Annotated in this window: 17 protein-coding genes and 2 tRNA genes; 7 read left to right on the top strand and 12 right to left on the bottom strand. The window is 59.8% G+C overall.

Going from position 1 to position 18,488, the window contains the following annotated elements:
- Positions 1–41: 41 nt before the first annotated feature.
- From ACKTS9_RS12045 to ACKTS9_RS12005, 9 genes are all read right to left on the bottom strand, one after another.
- Positions 42–1,652: an ABC transporter substrate-binding protein gene (locus ACKTS9_RS12045; protein ID WP_407881039.1), complete on the bottom strand. Its 1,611-nt coding sequence runs from the start codon at positions 1,650–1,652 to the stop codon at positions 42–44.
- Positions 1,653–1,707: 55 nt separating this feature from the next.
- Positions 1,708–2,697, bottom strand: coding sequence for an ABC transporter ATP-binding protein (locus tag ACKTS9_RS12040; protein ID WP_407881036.1), 990 nt, complete (start codon positions 2,695–2,697; stop codon positions 1,708–1,710).
- Positions 2,690–3,679: an ABC transporter ATP-binding protein gene (locus ACKTS9_RS12035; protein ID WP_407881034.1), complete on the bottom strand. Its 990-nt coding sequence runs from the start codon at positions 3,677–3,679 to the stop codon at positions 2,690–2,692. The genes ACKTS9_RS12040 and ACKTS9_RS12035 overlap by 8 nt, the downstream gene beginning before the upstream one ends.
- A 19-nt stretch (positions 3,680–3,698) precedes the next feature.
- Positions 3,699–4,538, bottom strand: coding sequence for an ABC transporter permease (locus ACKTS9_RS12030; RefSeq protein WP_349215657.1), 840 nt, complete (start codon positions 4,536–4,538; stop codon positions 3,699–3,701).
- A 13-nt stretch (positions 4,539–4,551) separates the two neighbouring features.
- Positions 4,552–5,484 (bottom strand): ABC transporter permease, encoded by a 933-nt coding sequence (locus ACKTS9_RS12025; protein WP_349215658.1) that lies wholly within the window; start codon positions 5,482–5,484, stop codon positions 4,552–4,554.
- A gap of 111 nt (positions 5,485–5,595) precedes the next feature.
- Positions 5,596–5,940, bottom strand: a complete 345-nt coding sequence (locus tag ACKTS9_RS12020; RefSeq protein WP_349215659.1) for a RidA family protein — start codon at positions 5,938–5,940, stop codon at positions 5,596–5,598.
- 18 nt (positions 5,941–5,958) lie between these two features.
- Positions 5,959–6,765 (bottom strand): tetratricopeptide repeat protein, encoded by an 807-nt coding sequence (locus ACKTS9_RS12015; RefSeq protein ID WP_407881031.1) that lies wholly within the window; start codon positions 6,763–6,765, stop codon positions 5,959–5,961.
- A 63-nt stretch (positions 6,766–6,828) separates the two neighbouring features.
- Positions 6,829–7,632, bottom strand: coding sequence for a tetratricopeptide repeat protein (locus ACKTS9_RS12010; protein WP_407881029.1), 804 nt, complete (start codon positions 7,630–7,632; stop codon positions 6,829–6,831).
- 146 nt (positions 7,633–7,778) lie between these two features.
- A complete protein-coding gene (locus tag ACKTS9_RS12005) occupies positions 7,779–8,588 on the bottom strand; it encodes a tetratricopeptide repeat protein (RefSeq protein ID WP_407881026.1) in 810 nt (269 codons plus the stop codon).
- A gap of 368 nt (positions 8,589–8,956) precedes the next feature.
- Here ACKTS9_RS12005 and ACKTS9_RS12000 point away from each other — a divergent pair, with 368 nt between their 5' ends.
- From ACKTS9_RS12000 to ACKTS9_RS11980, 5 genes are all read left to right on the top strand, one after another.
- Positions 8,957–10,003 (top strand): dipeptidase, encoded by a 1,047-nt coding sequence (locus ACKTS9_RS12000; RefSeq protein ID WP_349215666.1) that lies wholly within the window; start codon positions 8,957–8,959, stop codon positions 10,001–10,003.
- A 9-nt stretch (positions 10,004–10,012) separates the two neighbouring features.
- Positions 10,013–11,776, top strand: coding sequence for an N-acyl-D-amino-acid deacylase family protein (locus ACKTS9_RS11995; protein ID WP_407881023.1), 1,764 nt, complete (start codon positions 10,013–10,015; stop codon positions 11,774–11,776).
- Between the two features lie 18 nt (positions 11,777–11,794).
- A complete protein-coding gene (locus tag ACKTS9_RS11990; RefSeq protein WP_407881021.1) occupies positions 11,795–13,264 on the top strand; it encodes a S10 family serine carboxypeptidase-like protein in 1,470 nt (489 codons plus the stop codon).
- A gap of 201 nt (positions 13,265–13,465) precedes the next feature.
- Positions 13,466–14,539 (top strand): mannonate dehydratase, encoded by a 1,074-nt coding sequence (uxuA, locus tag ACKTS9_RS11985; RefSeq protein ID WP_349214190.1) that lies wholly within the window; start codon positions 13,466–13,468, stop codon positions 14,537–14,539.
- A gap of 27 nt (positions 14,540–14,566) precedes the next feature.
- Positions 14,567–16,171, top strand: coding sequence for a mannitol dehydrogenase family protein (locus tag ACKTS9_RS11980; RefSeq protein ID WP_407881018.1), 1,605 nt, complete (start codon positions 14,567–14,569; stop codon positions 16,169–16,171).
- 98 nt (positions 16,172–16,269) lie between these two features.
- Here the strand turns inward: ACKTS9_RS11980 and ACKTS9_RS11975 are convergent.
- The 3 genes from ACKTS9_RS11975 to ACKTS9_RS11965 all read right to left on the bottom strand — a co-directional run bounded on the left by ACKTS9_RS11975 (position 16,270) and on the right by ACKTS9_RS11965 (position 16,970).
- A tRNA-Asn gene (locus tag ACKTS9_RS11975) sits at positions 16,270–16,345 on the bottom strand.
- Between the two features lie 177 nt (positions 16,346–16,522).
- A tRNA-Glu gene (locus ACKTS9_RS11970) sits at positions 16,523–16,597 on the bottom strand.
- A 67-nt stretch (positions 16,598–16,664) separates the two neighbouring features.
- Positions 16,665–16,970 (bottom strand): hypothetical protein, encoded by a 306-nt coding sequence (locus ACKTS9_RS11965; RefSeq protein WP_407881015.1) that lies wholly within the window; start codon positions 16,968–16,970, stop codon positions 16,665–16,667.
- Between the two features lie 137 nt (positions 16,971–17,107).
- On the opposite strand from ACKTS9_RS11965, the gene ACKTS9_RS11960 reads away from it, so the two are divergent.
- Complete coding sequence (locus ACKTS9_RS11960; RefSeq protein WP_407881013.1) at positions 17,108–17,704, top strand: TetR/AcrR family transcriptional regulator; 597 nt, start codon at positions 17,108–17,110, stop codon at positions 17,702–17,704.
- Positions 17,682–18,470: a class I SAM-dependent methyltransferase gene (locus ACKTS9_RS11955; protein WP_407881010.1), complete on the top strand. Its 789-nt coding sequence runs from the start codon at positions 17,682–17,684 to the stop codon at positions 18,468–18,470. The genes ACKTS9_RS11960 and ACKTS9_RS11955 overlap by 23 nt, the downstream gene beginning before the upstream one ends.
- Positions 18,471–18,488 lie beyond the last annotated feature (18 nt).

Here is an 18,488-nt window from a genome sequence, read left to right as displayed (position 1 = left end):
GGGCCTTCGCGCAATGGAGAAGGCCCTTTGCTCAGAAAATATTACTCGGCGCAGCGCAGTTCGTCCCAGAAGATGACTTTGTTCACGTTCAGCTTCAGGCCCTCCAATTTGTCGCTGCTGGCCCAGATGGTCAGACGGTCGTTGGTCCATACAGCGGCGGGATCGTCGATGTACAGGATCTGCTGAGCCTGTTTGTACAGCTCCAGACGAGCTTCCTCGTCCATCTCAGACGCAGCGGCGTTCAGCAGCTCGTCCACTTCGGCGTTGGAATACCAGCCGTAGTTGTTGTTGTTGTTGCCGTCCGGAGAGGTCTCCCAGATGCGGCGCAGACCTTCGTCGCAGTCCGCGGTGCCGGCGCCGTAGCCCATGAAGAACATGCCCCAGGGGAAGTCTTCGCCCGGCGTGCTGCGGCTGCCCATGGAGGAGTTGAAGGTGGCGTTGTCAACGGTCTCGATGGTGGCGGTGATGCCAACCTCGGCCAGATCGGAAACGATCATCTCGCAGGTCTCCAGAGACTTGTTGTAGTTGGTGTAGACCATGATGGAGAACTCAAAGCCGTCGGGATAGCCGGCCTCGGCCATCAGCTCGCGGGCTTTGTCCTGATCCTGCTCGATCACACCGAAGTCATGGTAGCCCCAAACCAGCGGGTTGACAGGCGCGGTGCAGGCCGTTTCACCCACATCGGAGTACAGAGCGTCGATGATGGCCTGACGGTCGATGGCATAGCTGACAGCCTGACGCAGGCGGGTATCGCTCAGATACTCATGCGCGCAGTTGAACTGCAGGCCGTGAGCGCCGATGCTGCCAAAGGACCAGATCTTGATGCCTTCTTTGTCCTTCAGGGTGGGAACCTCGGAGGAAGCGACGGTAGTCATGTCGACCTCGCCGGTCTCCAGAGCCACCTGACGGGCGTTGGCGTCGGAAACGATGAGGATGTCGATGGTCTTGGTGGGAACAGCGCCGCCGAAGTAGTCGTCAAAGCGCTCCAGAACCATTTCCTGCTCGCGGTCCCAGGAAGCCAGTTTGTACGGGCCGGTGCCGTCCACAGACTCAGCGGTCAGGCCCAGATCCGTGCCGTATTTCTCAATGTAGTCGGCGTTCAGGATCAGGTTGGAACGGTGGGTCAGGTTGGCCAGGAACGGCGCGATGGGGCTGGGAGTGATCAGCTGAACGGTGTAGTCGTCCACCACTTTGCACTCAGAGATGTAGCCGGTAGCCAGGCTGTTGTAACGAACAGGGTTCTCGGTGTCCAGCAGGCGGTCGTAGCTGGCCTTCACGTCCGCAGAGGTCAGCTCTTTGCCGCTGTGGAACTTCACGCCTTTTTTCAGGTGGAAGGTCCAGGTGCAGCCGTCTTCCGACACTTCCCAGCTCTCGGCCAGGTCGCCCACCAATTCGTTGTCGGCGGAGCGGCGGACCAGCTGAGAATAGCACGCGCGCAGATAATCGTCGTTGGTGTTGTTCATCTGGCCGTCCATGTAGTTCTGGTCACTGCCGGTGGCAATGGTGATGGTGTCCTTGTAGGCGGTTTCGCCCGCCGCAGTGGACGCGCCGTCGCCAGCCGCAGTCGACGAGCCGGAAGACCCGCAGGCAGCAAGCATGGAAGCGCCCAGGGCCGCAGCCAGGACAAACGCAAGCAGCTTGTTCTTTTTCATGATTTTCTCTCCTTTTGCTTTGATTTATATTTTGATACCCTTTCGGGCAAAAATATCACGCGTTGTCATCCATGGTGCCGCAGGCCAGATGACAAGCCACCTGATGGCCCGGCTCCAGTTCCACCAGGGGCGGCTTCACCGCCGAGCACTTGGGGCCGGCAAACTTGCACCGGGTGTGGAAGCAGCAGCCTGTGGGCGGATGCAGCGGGCTGGGCACGTCGCCCTCCAGCTCTCCGCTCATGGTCTGGCGCTCCGGGTCCGGAACAGGGATGGCCGCCAGCAACGCCTTGGTGTAAGGATGCTGGGGATTGTCGAACAGCTGACGCTTATCGGCGATCTCCACCACGTTGCCCAGGTACATCACGGCGATGCGGTCGCACAAATGATGGACCACGCTCAGGTTGTGGGAGATAAAGATATACGTCAGACCGTGTTTTTCTTTCAGCTCCTGCATCAGGTTCAAAATCTGAGCCTGAATGGAAACGTCCAGCGCAGACACCGGCTCGTCGCAGATGATCAGGCTGGGGTTCAGTGCCAGGGCGCGGGCAATGCCGATGCGCTGGCGCTGGCCGCCGGAGAACTCGTGGGGATAGCGGGTGATCTGCTCATGGTTCAGGCCCACCTCGCGCATCAGCTCTTCCGCGCGCTCGTTGCGCTCGGCCGGGGTGCCGATCTTGTGCACGTCCAGCGGCTCGCGGATGCAGCGGCCCACGGTGAAGCGGGAATCCAGCGAGGAATAGGGGTCCTGGAAAATGATCTGCAGCTTCTTGGCCCGCTCCTTGGAGTGCTGGACCTTTCCGCCCACAATGGACTCGCCCTCGAACAGGATGTCGCCGGAGGTGGGTTTCAGCAGGCCCACAATGGCGTGGCCGGTGGTGGACTTGCCGCAGCCGGACTCGCCCACGATGCCGAAGGCCTCTTTTTTATGCACCTGGAAGCTGACGCCGTCCACGGCCTTCACGTACGCCTTGCGGGGAATGATGGACTTGGTTTTCACAGGATAGTAGACCTTCAGGTCCTTGACTTCCAGCAAAACGTCACTCATGGCTCTCACCTCCCACATAGTTCCAGCAGCGGACCTTTCGGCCGTCCGGGAGCACCGTCAAAGGCGGCGGCTCCTTTCTGCATTTCTCACAAGCCTGGTCGCACCGCGGGGAAAACCGGCAGCCCTGGGGATAATCCTTGGGGCTGGGGATGTTGCCCTTGATGCTGTACAGTTCGTCTTTTTCCTCGCCCAGCACAGGCAAAGATTTCAGCAGGCCCTTGGTGTAGGGGTGCAGCGGCTCTTTGAAGATGCTCTTCACGTCCGCGTACTCCACCGCCTGGCCCGCATACATGACCATGACGTTCTCGGCGATCTGCGCCACCACGCCCAGGTCATGGGTGATCAGAATGATGGACGTATCCCGGTCCTTTTTCAGATCACACAACAGATGCATGATCTGCGCCTGGATGGTCACGTCCAGGGCGGTGGTGGGTTCGTCCGCGATCAGGATGCCCGGGTCGCAGGCCAGCGCCATGGCGATCATCACGCGCTGGCGCATGCCGCCGGACAGCTGGTGCGGATAGTCGTTGACCACTTTTTCCGGCGAGGGGATGCGCACCTTGGCCAGCATCTCCACCGCCTTCTCATAGGCCTGTTTTTTGTTCATGCCCTGATGCATGCGCAGGATGTCCGTGATCTGCTTGCCGATGGTGAACACCGGGTTCAGGCTGGTCAGGGGCTCCTGGAAGATCATGGAGATCTCGTTGCCGCGGATGGCACGCATCTCCCGCTCGCTTTTCTTCAGAAGGTCTTCGCCCTTGTACAGGATCTCGCCGTCCAGAATTTTGCCCGGAGGCGTGGGAACGATGCGCAGCACCGACAGGGACGTGACGCTTTTTCCGCAGCCGGACTCGCCCACGATGGCCAGCGTTTCGCCTTTGCCCAGTTCAAAGTCCAGCCCGTCCACGGCGGGGACCATTCCCTCTTCTGTGTAAAAATAGGTTTTCAGGTTTTTCACCTGCAATACCGTTTCTTTTGCCATAGTCTCTTCTCCCCCGTGGTTAGGATACGTTCTTCAGTTTGGGGTCCAGCGCGTCGCGCAGGCCGTCGCCCACCAGGCTGAAGCTCATCACGACCAGCGTGATCACCAGGCCCGGGAACACCGCTTCCCACGGGTTCACGCGCAGAACTTCCTTTGCTTTGTTCAGCATGGCGCCCCATTCCGGGCTGGGGGGCTGAACGCCCATGCCCAGGAAGGAAAGCGAAGAGGAAGTCAGGATCGCGGTGCCCAGGTTCAGCGTGACGTTGACGATGATCTGCGACACGGAGTTGGGAATGATGTGGGTCAGGATGATGCGGCTGTTGGACTCGCCCATGACGCGGGCCGCGCCGATGTACTGGGCGTCCTTATTGGAAATGACCACGCCGCGAACCATGCGCGCGATGGATGGCACCGCGAACACGGCAATGGCGATGACGGTGTTCTGAGTGCCGTTGCCCAGAATGGCCACGATGACGATGGCCAGCAAAAGCCCCGGGAAGGCCAGCAGCACGTCAATGAGACGGGAGATGACCGCGTCGACCCAGCCGCCGAAGTAGCCGGCCCACACGCCCAGGATGATGCCCACCAGGCAGCCGGAGAACACGCCCGCAAAGCTGATGGAAAGGGAGACCCGGGCGCCGTAGACGATACGGGTGAAGGTGTCACGGCCCAGATAGTCGGTGCCGAACCAGTGCTCGGCGCTGGGGCCCTGGCTGATGATGGTGGTGTCCTGGGCCAGGGGATCGTACTGGCACAGGAAGGGGCCGATGGTCGCCATCAGGAAGAAGATGGCCAGAATGACCAGTCCCACAATGGAAACCTTGCGCTTTAAAAAGCGCTTCACAATGGGTGATTTCATGTGTGCTTCCTCCTTAATTGTACTTGACACGCGGGTCCACAAGACCGTAGATGATGTCCACCAGGGTGTTCACAAGCACGAAGGAGGCCGCCAGGACCAGAACCGTGCTTTGAATGGCGGGATAGTCGCGCCCGTTGACGCTGTCCACCAAAAAGCTGCCGATGCCGGGGATGGTGAAGATGGTCTCCACCAGCGCCGCGCCCGCCAGCAGGCTGCCGAAACGCAGGCCGATGGCCGTCAGAACGGGGATCAGGGCGTTTTTAAACGCGTACTGGGTGATGATTTTGAACTTGGACGTGCCGTAGGCCCGGGCCGTGCGGATGTAGTCCTGGTTGATCACGTCCAGCATGGACGACCGGGTGGTGCGGGCGATCATACCCACAGCGCCCAGGCCCAGCGTCGCCACGGGAAGAATGGCATGCTTCCACGATCGCAGGCCAAGGCTTGGCAGAACGCCCAGATGCAGACAGAAGTAAAGCATCAGCAGCATGGCCAGGAAGAAGGACGGAACCGAAACGGCGATCATGGAGATGACCATGACCACGTTGTCGCCCAGCTTGTTGTGGAACGTGGCGGCGATGATGCCGCAGATCACGCCGATGATGGAGCCGACCACGGTGCCGCCCACCGCCAGAATGATGGTGTACTGATAGCGGTTGGTCAGCTCTTCCAGAACGGTTTTGTGGGTGAGCAGGGACGTGCCCATGTCGCCCTTGAAGAAGCCCAGAATCCAGCGGAAATACTGGACGATCAGCGGGTCGTTCAAGCCGTACATCTCACGCATGGATTCCAGATATTCCTCGCTGGTACCGCCGCTTTCCGACACGCCGTACAATAAGGTAATGGGATCTCCAGGAATGAACCGGACCATCAGAAATACAATGATAGACACCAGGATCAACGTGGGGATCAACTGCAACATTCTCTTGGCGATATATCTCAGCATATTATTTCTCCCGCAGTTCGCAATAATATAGATTCCCGACCAAAGGCCGGGCCGGTTTTCAAAAGAAAGCGGAGAGAGTGCACCTGCGCACACTCTCTCCGGGAGTGCGTTTTATTTCAACGCGGCCACAACGCTCATTTCGAGGAAGTAGCCCTCCGGGATCTTCGCTTCCACGCAGACCCGGGCGGGGGCATGGCCGGGGTTCAGCCACGCGTCCCAAACTTTGTTCATCTCATCTTTCAACGAGAGGTCCGAGATGTAAATGGTCACAAACAGCAGATGGTCCTTGTCGCTGCCGTGCTGTTCCAGCAGCTCTTCATACCGCTCGCACAAAGCCTGTGTCTGGCCGGCGATGGTGTCGTGCTTTTTGCCGTCACAGTGTCCGCTGAAATAGATGACACCGTTGTGTTTTACGGCCCGGCAAAAGGTCGGGGCCGGATCCACATATTCAATCATCAGAAGATCCCCCTTGTCTTATTCAACGATGCCCAGTTTCTTGGCGATGGGCAGGCCCTTGGTGTAGCCGAAGGCGCCGGGATAGGCCACTTTCATCAGCTGACGGATGGCGTCGGCCGCCTTCTCGGGATCACCGTGCAGCGTCCAGTAGCAGTACAGGCCGTAGTACATGCCGTTCAGCTCCAGGTTCACGCGGTTCTCGCGGGGCAGGACCTTGTCCTTCATATCCGGCTCTACAAACTCCTCGGGTTTGACCAGACCTTTGTACAGGCGGACGGCGCGGCAGTAGCCGTAGTCCATCTGGGGCGGCTCCACGGTGGCGTCGATCAGATCCAGGGTCTTCTCGGCCTCGTCGAACTTGCCCAGCTGCACATAGGTGGTGTAGATCCAGTGGATCAGCGGATAGTGCTCGGCCGGGTTGGACAGACGCATGCACTCACGGAAGTCGTCGATGGACTCTTCCAGATGTCCGTTCAGGTTCAGAGTGGTGGCACGATAGTACCAGTAGGTCCAGCAGTCGGAATCCAGGTGGATGGCCACGGTGAAGTCCGCCAGAGCGGCCCAGGTGCGGCCCACGGCGTTCTGACGGCGGCCGCGTCCGAAGTAGTTGGGCGCATAGAACGGGTCGTAGGCAATGCCGTGAGAGTGTGCCTCAAGGGCCTCTTCGTACTTGCCCACCAGGCTCAGGGCGGTGCCGTACTCATACCAGGCGGCGGCGTCGGTATCGTCCTTGTCCAGTTTCGCCTTGGCTTCTTCCACGGTGGGCTGCATCATCAGAATATGACGCATTGCCTCGTTTTTCTCCTCGTTGTACACAAATTTCATTTTCAACAGCCTCCTGTTTTTTATCCACCCCGCGGCCCAGTGGGCCGCGGGGTTTGTTTTCTGTTACAGCAGCCCCAGCTTTTTCGCCACGGGGATGGATTTGGTGTAGCCGAAGGCGCCGGGGTAAGCCGACTTCAGCACGTTGCGGATGGCGTCCTTGGCCTTCTCCGGATCGCCGTGCAGCGTCCAGTAGCAATACAGGCCGTAGTACATGCCGGTCAGCTCCAGGGTCACGCGGTTCTCCCGGGGCAGGACCTTGTCCTTCATGTCGGGCTCTATGTAGTCCTCGGGCTTGATCATGCCCTTGTACAGGCGCACGGCGCGGCAGTAGCCATAGTCCATCTGGGGCGGCTCCAGTGTGGCGTCCACCGCCTCCAGGCTCTTTTCCGCCTCGGCGAACTTGCCCAGCTCCACGTAAGTGGTGTAGATCCAGTGGACCAGCGGATAGTGCTCATGGGGGTCGGACACCTTCATGCACTGGCGGAAGTCGTCGATGGACTCTTCCAGGTGGCCCGCCAGGTTCAGGGTGGTGGCGCGGTAATACCAGTACAGCCAGTTGCGGGAGTCCAGCTGAATGGCCATGGTGTAATCCGCCATGGCGGCCCAGAAGCGGCCGGTGGTGCTCATCTTTCCGCCGCGTCCGAAGTAGTTGGGCGCATAGAACGGGTCGTACACGATCCCGCGGGAGTGTGCCTCGATGGCGCCCTCATAGTCCTTCTGCAGGCTCAGCGCCTTGCCGTAGACGTACCAGGCATAGGCGTCGGTCTCGTCTTTTTCCAGCAGCGCCTTGCCCTCTTCCACCGTGGGCTGCATCATCAGCATGCGACGCATTTCCTCATTTTTCTCCTCGTTGTACACGAACTTCATCCATCACACCGCCTTTGTAAAACTCGTATATCCTATATGATTCTTTCTTTTAATAAAAAGGCGTTCGAACGCATAGTTTCCCACTATGCAGATTCAAACGCCTTTGTTGAATTTTCTGCAATGTGCCTTTATGAACTTTGCGCGCCTTACTCCAGAAGGCCCAGCCGCTTGGCAATGGGGATCGCCTTGGTGTGGGCAAACGCGCCGGGATATGCCACCTTCAGCAGCTCGCGGATGGCATCCTTGGCCTTTTCCGGTTCACCGTGGACCAGCCAGTAGCAGTACAGGCTGTAGTACAAACCATTCAGCTCCATCCGCACCCGGTCCTTCTGGGGAAGGACATTCTTTTCCAGCAGCGGAATATCGATAAACTCTTCCGGTTTCACGATTCCTTTATAAAGGAGGACCGACCGGCGGTAACCGTAATCCATCTGCGGTGCTTCCAACGAAGCGTCCACCAGATTCAAACTCTCCTCAGCCTCTTTGTACCGGCCCAGCTCCACGTTGGAAGTGTACAGCCAGTCCGCCAGGGGGTAATGCTCCTGGGGAGCGGTCAGGGAAATGCACTTTTTGAAATCGTCAATGGATTCCTCCACGTGGCCCTTCATATTCAAAGCCGTGGCACGGTAGTACCAGTAGGTCCAGTTGTCGGAGTCCAGATGGATGGCCACGGTGAAATCCGCCACGGCCTGCCAGAAGTGACCGCTGACGTTCAGCTTGCGGCCGCGGCCGAAATAGTTGGGCGCGTAAAACGGGTCATACGCAATGCCGTGGGAATAAGCTTCTACCGCTTTGTCATAATCCCCCTGCAGGCCCAGCGCCGTGCCGTACACGTACCAGGCGTAGGCGTCGGTATCGTCCTTGGCCAGCAGCTTTTCGCCCTCTTCCACCGTGGGCCGCATCATCAGAATATGGCGCATCTCTTCATTTTTTTCTTCGTTGAACACAAACTTCACGGCCCGTCTCTCCTTTTTGCTGAAAATCCTATATGATAGATTCTTTTTTTCACAGCGCCGCGCCGAATCTGTACGCGGTTCGCGCACATGGTGCATGTTTCACAAACTTTCGACTAAATCTTGTTGCACTTTCACAACAAACTGGTCCATTTTTGTGAAAAAACCATGTTTTTTGTGTTAAGTTTTATCCCATTATAATCACTAAACATTGGTTTGTCAATGATTTTTCGTGCAAAAATCAATCCACAAAAAACAAAAATATCGTATATTATTCGATATTGATTTTCCTTTTTCTTTGTGAAATAATAAAACAAATTACAAATAGAGTATTGCAGCCGCTAAACATTGCAGTACCAGGAGGTTTTTTCATGAAGAACGTATCCGCAGAGGCATCCCGCATCCTGAAAGAGTCCTATGCCATTGACTCACTGTTCCATGGCCTGTTCACCGATCCCCCCTTCGATTGTGCGCCGGGGAGAAACATTGTGGACATCCTGCTGGAGGGCGGCGTCACGGCCATCAGCACCACCATCGTGGACGACAACTACCCCTGTTCCTTCACCGAGTGCTGCAAAGCCATCCATCAATATTATCTGTTGGAAGAGACCTGCCCGGACAAGGTGATCATCGCCACCCATTCCGCCGACATTGAGCGGGCCAAGGCCGAGGGCAAGCTGGCCGTGATCATGAGCACCCAGGGCGCCTTCTGCTTCGAGCAGGACCTGCGCTACATCTCGCTTTTGAACCGTCTGGGCCTGAAGATCGTGCAGCTGACCTACAACCAGCAGTGCCACATCGGCTCCGGCGCCTTTGAGGGCAACGACACGGGCCTGACCCGCTTTGGCCAGCAGTGCATTTATGAAATGAACCGGGTGGGCATGCTGATCGACTTGTCCCACGTGGGCCGCCGCACCTCGCTGGACGCCATCGCCACCTCTTCGGACCCGGTGATCTTCTCCCACTCCTCCTGCTACGACGTGGCCAAGCACACCCGCAACGCCAACGACGAGCAGATCAAAGCGCTGGCGGCCAAGGGCGGCGTGATCTGCCTGTGCCCCCACAGCGTCATGTGCAACGAGGACCAGAGCACCTGGCCCACCGTGGACCGGTACATCGACCACATCGCCCACGTGGCGGATCTGGTGGGCATCGATTACATCGGCATCGGCACCGACCGCTGGAAACGTCCCACCCTGGATTACCTGATGGGCCGTGTGGAGTTCGAGCGCACCTGCCCCAACTGGTTCGGCAAGTTTGACGGCAACCAGAAGCACGTGCAGGGCTTCAACTACTTCGACGAGTGGGACAACCTGGTGGACCACATGCTGGCCCGCGGCTTCGGCCAGGCGGACATTGAAAAAGTGCTGGGCGGCAACCTGATGCGCGTGTTCCGCCAGGTATGGGACAAGAAATGAGGCGGCCCTATGTATGACATTCTGATTCAGGGCGGCACCGTGATCGACGGGACCGGTGCCGCGGCCGTGCGGGCCGACGTGGGCATCCGCGGCGATCAAATTGCAGCCATTGGCGATCTGAGCGGCGAAAGCGCCGCCCAGGTCATCGACGCCCGGGGCAAGGTGGTCACTCCGGGCTTCATCGAAATGCACTCCCATGCGGACCAGACCCTGCTGGGCTACCCCACCATGGACAGCATGCTGCACCAGGGCATCACCACCTTTGTGGGCTGCATGTGCGGCCAGTCCATCGCGCCCATCGGCAAATACTGGCTGGCCAATCAGGCCATGCGGGACATTTTTGACGAATTGACCCCCAAGCTGTACGCGGACATGTACAACGAGGATTACTACGCCCTCAGCGAGGACGCCATTCCCCTGATCCGCAAGCACTGCGGCTTCGACCCCAGCTGGCACACCTTCCACGAGTGGCTGGACGCGGTGGACGCCCACGGCACTTCCGGCAACATCGTGACCGTGCTGGGCTACAGCACCATCCGCATGAACGTGATGGGACCGGACGGTCTGCGCAAGCCCACCCCGCAGGAGAAAGAGCAGCTGAAAGAGTACATCCACGAGGCGCTGGACGCGGGCGCCTTCGGCATGTCCGTGGGTCTGGACTACGAGCCGGGCATCTTCTCCGACACCGAGGAGCTGCTGGAGATGAGCCGGGAACTGAAACAGGACAACGGCATTCTGTTCGCCCACTGGCGCAAGACCGGCCCCCGGGTGGGCACGCCCAAGCGCCAGAAGAAGATCGACGGCATCATCGAAATTCTGGAGATCGGCCTGCGCAACGACATCCAGGTGCAGATCTCCCATCTGTCCAAAGGGTACGAGCTGTACCCGGCCAACGACGATTTCCTGCAGCGGGCGGCGTCTCAGCGCACCCTGCAGGTCATTGACGACTACGTGGCCCGGGGCGTGCGCGCGGGCTTTGACGTGATCCCCAACTCCACAGGCGGCACCATGATCGCCCCGGACCTGATCACCCTGTTCCGCCCCTGGTACAAGTTCACCGGCGGCATCACCCTGTTTTTGCACAATCTGACCAAGCTGGACTACCGCAAGCAGATTCGGGACGCCATCTACGGCGGTACTTATTACATTCTGAACCCCAAGGTCCAGCCGGAGTGGGAAGAGGAAATCAAAATCATGCGCTGCGCCGAAAAGCAGTACGAGGGCAAAACCGCCAAACAGGTGGGCGTCATGATGGGCAAGGAGACGCTGGAAGCGCTGTTCGACCTTCTGCTGCTGGACTGCCGCACCCAGATCTTCCGCGCCGTGCACGACGCCAACGCCGAGAGCGTCAAGACCTTTGTGGGGCATCCCAAAGCCACCCTGGGCAACGACACCTTTGTGTTCGGCCTGGACTCCACCGTGGCCTACGACCCCGAAAGCCCCGGCAACAAACCCAACCCCAACACCTACTGCGGCTTCATCAAGTTTTTGACCGAGCTGGGCGGGGATGACCGGGAGCAGATGATCTACAAGCTCACCGGCCGCCCGGCGGAAATTCTGCACTTTCAAAAGCGCGGCACACTGGCGCCCGGCAAGCAGGCGGACGTCCTGGTCATCGACTGGGACCGCCTGAAGACCAACGAGAACGTGCTGGACCCCGCGGTGTATCCCGAGGGCATCGAGCACGTGCTGGTCAACGGCACGCCCGTCATCCGCAACGGACAGCACACCGGCGCGCTGCCCGGCGGCGTCATCCGCCGGCAGAACTGCTGAAAAAACAAGGAGGTTTGCATGATGTATACCACGGAAAAGTTCGACCCCGCCACCTTTGCGCCCGCCCGGTTCGAATCCGACGGCGAGATCCAGCTGCGGGGCCAGCAGATCCCCTACCACACGGTCAGCGAGGACAACGTGTTCTACGACGCGTCCGGCAAGCCCATCGCGTCCATTTTCTCCTACTCGTATTTCCGCTCCGACGTGAAGGATGTGGCCAACCGCCCGGTGCTGTTCGGCTTCAACGGCGGCCCCGGCTCCTCCTCCATGTACGTGCATGCGGGCTTTTTGGGCACCACCCGCGTGTTCTACGAGGAGACGGACCGGGCCACCTCGCTGCCGCCCTACAAGTCCATGGACAACCCCGACTGCCTGCTGGACATTGCGGACATCGTTCTGGTGGACCCGGTGGGCACCGGCTACGGCGTGCTGCTGGACGAGAACAGCGCCGACAAGTTCTACGGCATTGAAGAGGACGCCGAGGCCCTGCTGGTGTTCATTGAAAAGTGGCTGCACCGCTATGGCCGCTGGACCAGCCCCAAATACCTGATCGGTGAGAGCTACGGCTGCACCCGTGCCGCCACTGCGGCAGGCATCGCGGCCACCCGCAGCCACGAGCGCTCCTACGCGCTGGCCTTTGACGGCATCGTCATGATCGGCAACACCGTGACCACGGGCAAATACTTCGAGCGGGAGGTCCCGGTGGAGCACGCCGTGGTGGCCTTCCCCTCCTACGCCGCCATTCACTGGTATCACAACCACCCCACGGAAGAGACGCTGGAAGCGTTTGTGAAGCGGGCCCGCGCCTTCGCGGACACCACCTACCTGACGGCGCTGTACCGGGGCGAGTCCCTGACCGGGGACGAGCGCGAAGACGTGATCCGGCAGATCCAGGACTTCACCGGCGTCTCCCGCCAGTACCTGACCGACCGGGCCCTGCGCATCGACGACGAGAGCTTCCGGCTGGAAGTCATCAAAGAGAAGGGCGCTTCGGTGGCCCGGTTCGACGGCCGCATCACCCGGCCGCGCTACGTGCCCGAGGCCGTGGAGAACGTGACGGGCGTGTACGACGACGCCTCCAGCGACCGGTACGGCGCGTTTTTCTTCGGCGTGCTCACGGGCGTGATCTTCCCCAAGCTGAACATTCATCTGGACCGGGTGTACGTGCCCGCGGCCTGCATGTACGACCTGTACACCAAGAAGGATCGCTGGAACCGGGAGGCCCCCATGGGCACCACCGGCGAGCAGCTGCGCAACGCCATGTGCCGCATGCACGGGCTGCGGGTGTTCTTCACCAACGGCTACTACGACACGGCCACCCACATCGGCATCATCTATTACATGCTGAACCACGCGGGCCTGCCCATGGACCGGGTGTCCCTGAAGGGCTATCCCTCGGGCCACATGATCTACATCGGCGAGGACAACGTGAAGACCCTCAGCGACGATGTGCGCAGCTTTGTGGAAGGCGCCATGCCCTCCGACTGAGCCTCAAACGCAAAAGCGCCCCCTGCATCCCGCGGGATGCAGGGGGCGCTTTTTTCGTCAGGCAGGGCGGGCGGAATCCCCGGCAGCGCCTTCGTTTTCCCCTACCCCAAAAAGTTTTGAAAAAAGGGCGTCAACAGGCTGGTTTCTTTTCCGTTTTCAGGTTATGACGGGAATGAAACGACGAAAAAAGAGACGACAAGCATGAAAATGGAATTGCGCTGGTTCGGCGACGGGTTTGACACCGTCACGCTCTCACAAATTCGCCGGGTGGCCGGTGTGCGCGGGGTCATCACCACCTTATACGACACCCTTCCCGGGGAAAAATGGGAAAAGGAAAAAGTTCTCCGCCTGAAAGAGCAGGTGAACCGCGCGGGCCTGGAAATTTGGGGCATCGAAAGCGTCAACATCCACGACGACATCAAAATCGGTCTGCCCTCCCGGGACCGCTACATCGAAAACTACATCGAGACCATCCGCATTCTGGCCGAGTGCGGCATCGATCTGATCTGCTACAACTTCATGCCTGTTTTCGACTGGACCCGCACCGACCTGGCCAAGCCCCGCCCCGACGGCTCCACGGTCCTGGCCTACGACCAGGCCGAGATCGACAAGATCGACCCGGCAAACATGTTTGCCGCCATGGAGCAGAAGGCCGACGGTCACCTGCTGCCCGGCTGGGAACCGGAGCGCATGGCCCGCATTCAGGAGCTGTTTGAACAATACCGGGACGTGGACGAGGAAAAGCTCTGGCAGAACCTGAAATACTTTTTGCAGGCGATCATGCCCGCCTGCGAAAAATACGGCGTGAAGATGGCCATTCATCCGGACGATCCCGCCTGGAGCGTGTTCGGTCTGCCCCGCATCATCACCGGCAAGGAAAACCTTTTGAAACTGACAAAACTGGTGGATTCCCCCTGCAACGGTATCACGTTCTGCACCGGGTCTCTGGGGACCAATCCGGCGGCGGACCTGCCCGACATGATCCGCAGCTTGAAGGGGCGCATTCATTTTGCCCACATCCGCAACATGGAGCACACCGGAGCCGGAAAGTTTGAAGAATGCGCGCATCTGTCCGAAGACGGCTCCTTTGATATGTTCGAAATCATGAAAGCCCTGTACGACATCGGCTTTGACGGGATCATGCGCCCGGACCACGGCCGCATGATCTGGGGCGAACAGGCCATGCCCGGGTACGGCCTGTACGACCGGGCGCTGGGCAGCCAGTATCTGCTGGGCCTGTGGGAGGCCCTCTCCAAAATGCCGCACACTCTTTGAAAATACAAAAACGAAAGGACTGTTGTTATGAAACTGAACCGCACCGCACTCACTCAATCCGCCGCGCTGACGGATTACGTACTGCCGCAGTACGACGTGGCACGCGTCACGGAAAAGACAGCCGCCGCGCCCGCCTGGCTGCACTTCGGAACCGGAAACATTTTCCGCGCGTTTCCGGCCGTGCTGTGTCAGACGCTGCTGAATCAGGGCCTGACGGAAACCGGCATCGTCTGCTGCGAAGGGTACGACGAAGAGATCATCACCCGGTGCATGCGCCCCTTTGACAACCTGTCGCTCATTGTCACTTTGTGCGCCAACGGGAAGATGGAAAAGGAGCTGGTGGCTTCCGTCACCGAAAGCCTGGCCCTGAGCACCGACGAAGACCGCGTGCGCGAGATTTTTAAAAACCCCTCTCTGCAAATGGTGTCCTTCACCATCACCGAGAAGGGCTATTCCCTGCGCGGCGCGGACCGGGAGCTTCTCCCGGCCATCCGCAATGACCTGGAGCGCGGGCCTGAACACTGCACGATGTTTCTGCCGCGCCTGGTCTCCTATTGCCTGACCCGCGGCAAAGCCTGCGGAAAACCGCTGGCGCTGGTCTCCATGGACAACTGCTCCCACAACGGCGAAAAGCTGAAACTGGCCGTCTTTGAAATTCTGGACGCCTGGAAGGAAAAAGGCTATCTGGAAGAAGGCGCTTACGAATACGTGCAGAACCACCTCTCCTTCCCCTGGAGCATGATCGACAAGATCACGCCGCGCCCCCACGAGTCCGTCCAGCGCGCGCTGGAAGCGGACGGCTGGGAGGACATGGCGCCCTTTGTCACCTCCAAAAACACCTACATCGCGCCCTTTGTCAACGCCGAAAAGCCCCAGTATCTGGTCATCGAGGACGACTTCCCCAACGGCCGCCCCTGCCTGGAAAAAGCCGGGGTCATGTTCACTTCCCGCGAGACGGTGAACGCGGTGGAAAAAATGAAGGTGTGCACCTGCCTGAACCCGCTGCACACATCTCTGGCCGTGTTCGGCTGCCTGCTGGGGTACCAGTCCATCGCCGCGGAAATGAAGGACGAGGATCTGGTCGGCCTGATTGAAAAAATGAGCGCGCACGAGGGTCTGCCCGTGGTGGTGGACCCGGGCATCATCGACCCGCGGGCCTTTTTGCAGGAAGTGCTGAAAGAGCGCTTCCCCAATCCGTTCATCCCCGATACGCCCCAGCGCATCGCCACCGACACCTCGCAAAAACTGTCCATCCGGTTCGGCGAGGACATCAAGCTGCATCTGGCGCGGGGCACCGCCCATTCGCTGGTGCTGATGCCGCTGGTCTTTGCAGGGTGGCTGCGCTACCTCAAAGGCGTGGACGATCAGGGGAACGCCTTTGCCTGCTCTTCCGACCCGCTGCTGAACAAACTGCAGCCGGGCATGCAGGCCATTGCGGAAGGTGCCGTGGTAAGCGCCGAAGACCTGGAGCCCACGCTCAGCGATCTTCGCATCTGGGGTGTGGACCTGCAGGCGGCCGGCCTGAAAGAACGGGTCGTGCAGTATTTCAACGAATTCAATGCGGGCCCGGGCGCCGTGCGCCAGACCCTGCACAAATACGTGACTGCCTGCTATCCCAACGAGCCGTCCTGACCGGGCTTTGAAACAGAAAAGAGCTGCCGCCCTTTCGGACGGCAGCTCTTTTCCGAACAAAAAACACCCCGAACGCCTGTGCGTTCGGGGTGTTTTTCTGGCTCCCCTTGTTGGACTCGAACCAACGACCTACGGATTAACAGTCCGCCGCTCTACCGACTGAGCTAAAGAGGATTATGATGGTGACCCGTGGGAGTGCAAAGCGCAGCTTTGCTTGAGCGTCCCGCGAATCCGAGCGCTTCGTGCGACGGATGAGTGGCCCAAACAGTGCTGCGCACTGTTTGGAAGCGAGGTTCCAACACAGAAACCTCTTTCCCCTCGCCTGCCGGCGAAAGACCCGTGCCGGGAAAATGGTGACCCGTGGGAGAATCGAACTCCCGTTTGCGGCGTGAGAGGCCGCCGTCTTGACCGCTTGACCAACGGGCCATTTTTAGTGGCTGTCCTACATTATACCTGTTCCGGCCGCCCGCGTCAAGAGTTTTCTGCAAATTTCTCACCACATGGGCGCCTGCCGGATCTTGTCCCAGCGGCGGTGGTCCTGCCAGTACTGCTGGCACACCCAGTCCTCGGCCTGCCGCATTCCCTCCTCGGTCAGGGCGAACCGGGCCGATACCACGCCCTCCGGGTCGGTTTTCTCCAGGCACCAGGGCCAGGGCCACACCACGGCCTCCAATTCGTCGTCCGCCAGGCGAAACTTGTACTGCATTCCGCTGTGAGAACCGGAATACGACTTATTGGCCCGGATCATGGTCATGCCCGGGATGACGGCAAACTTTTCCTGCTGGCTGTTCTGCGGCATATGCGCCCCTCCCCTCTGTGCTGTTCCATTATACCGCCTTTTGGCCCGGATTTCAACGCGCCTGCTCTGCTTGACAAAACCTGAAATATATGCAACAATTGTTACACAACATCTGTTACCTGAAGGAGGGAGTTCCGATGCCGCCCCGGGCCCGCATTTCAAAGGAACTGATTTTAAACGCTGCGCTGCGCATTACCTGTGAAGAGGGGTTCGAAGCCGTCAACGCCCGCAGCCTGGCCGCTGCGCTGGGCTGTTCCACCCGGCCCCTGTTCACCTGCTATCCCGGCATGGAGCAGCTGAAGCAGGATTTTCTGGAGCACGCCTTTTCCGTTTATCTGGACTATGTGCAGGCCTGGCAGCGCCGGGAGCGGGAAGAGCCCGCCCTGGTCTTTCCCCTGTCGTACATCGCCTTTGCCCGGCAGCAGCCGCGCCTGTTCGAAGCGCTGTTTGTGCGCCATATGGACCTGGACATGACACGGCCGGAAGACTTTTACCGGGAGCCGGGCAACGGGGACCGCGCCGCGGACTTTGCCCGGGCGGTGGGGCTTGCGCCGCAGCAGGCCCGGGCCGTGTTTCTGGACCTGTTTTTCTACGCCCACGGCATGGCCGTGCTGACCGCCGCGGGAAAAATGACGCTGGAACCATCCGACGCCCGGGCCATGGTCAGGCGGATGCTGGAGGCCCGGGTGCGCCGCGAACTGGAGGAAGAACATGACCGACCGGTATCTGATTGATTTTTACACCCATTACGACGAGGACAGCCGCCTGTGCACACGCCACGGGTCGGTGGAATTTCTGACGACCATGCGCTACATCCGCCGCTATCTGCCCGCCGGGGGCCGCGTGCTGGAGATCGGCGCGGGAACCGGGCGCTACTCCCATGCGCTGGCCCGGGACGGGTTTGCCGTGGACGCGGTGGAGCTGGTGGAGCACAACATCCGCCTGTTCCGCCGGAACACCCGGCCCGGCGAAGCGGTGCGCATTGTGCAGGGAAACGCGCTGGATTTGAGCGCCTTTCCCGACGACCGGTATGATGTGACGCTGCTGCTGGGGCCGCTGTACCATCTGTACACCCCGCAGGACAAACGGCAGGCGCTGACCGAGGCCATTCGCGTCACCCGGCCCGGCGGTGTGATTTTTGCCGCCTATGTGATCTCGGACGGCTGCCTTCTGGACGAGGGCTTTCTGCGTGGAAATGTGGACGTGGCCGCCTATCTGCGCGACGGTCTGCTGGAGCCGGGCACCTTTGCCGCGCGCTCGCAGCCGAAGGACTTGTTTGAGCTGGTGCGCAAAGAGGACGTGGACCGGCTGATGGAGGCTTTCCCCACCCGGCGGCTGCACTATGTTGCGTCGGACGGCTGCGCCCTGCTGCTGCGGGACGCGCTGGACCGCATGGACGACGCGGCCTTCCGGCTGTATCTGGACTATCACTTCGCCACCTGCGAACGCCCCGACCTGCTGGGGGTGACCAGCCACGCGCTGGACATCTTTCAAAAATAAAGTGCTCCGCACGCAGCC

The sequence above is a fragment of the Owariibacterium komagatae genome, assembly GCF_045865535.1.
GTDB lineage: Bacteria > Bacillota > Clostridia > Oscillospirales > Ruminococcaceae > Ruthenibacterium > Ruthenibacterium komagatae.
The sequence above is the reverse complement of the archived record's forward strand: the minus strand, read 5'-3'. Positions and strand labels throughout refer to the sequence as shown.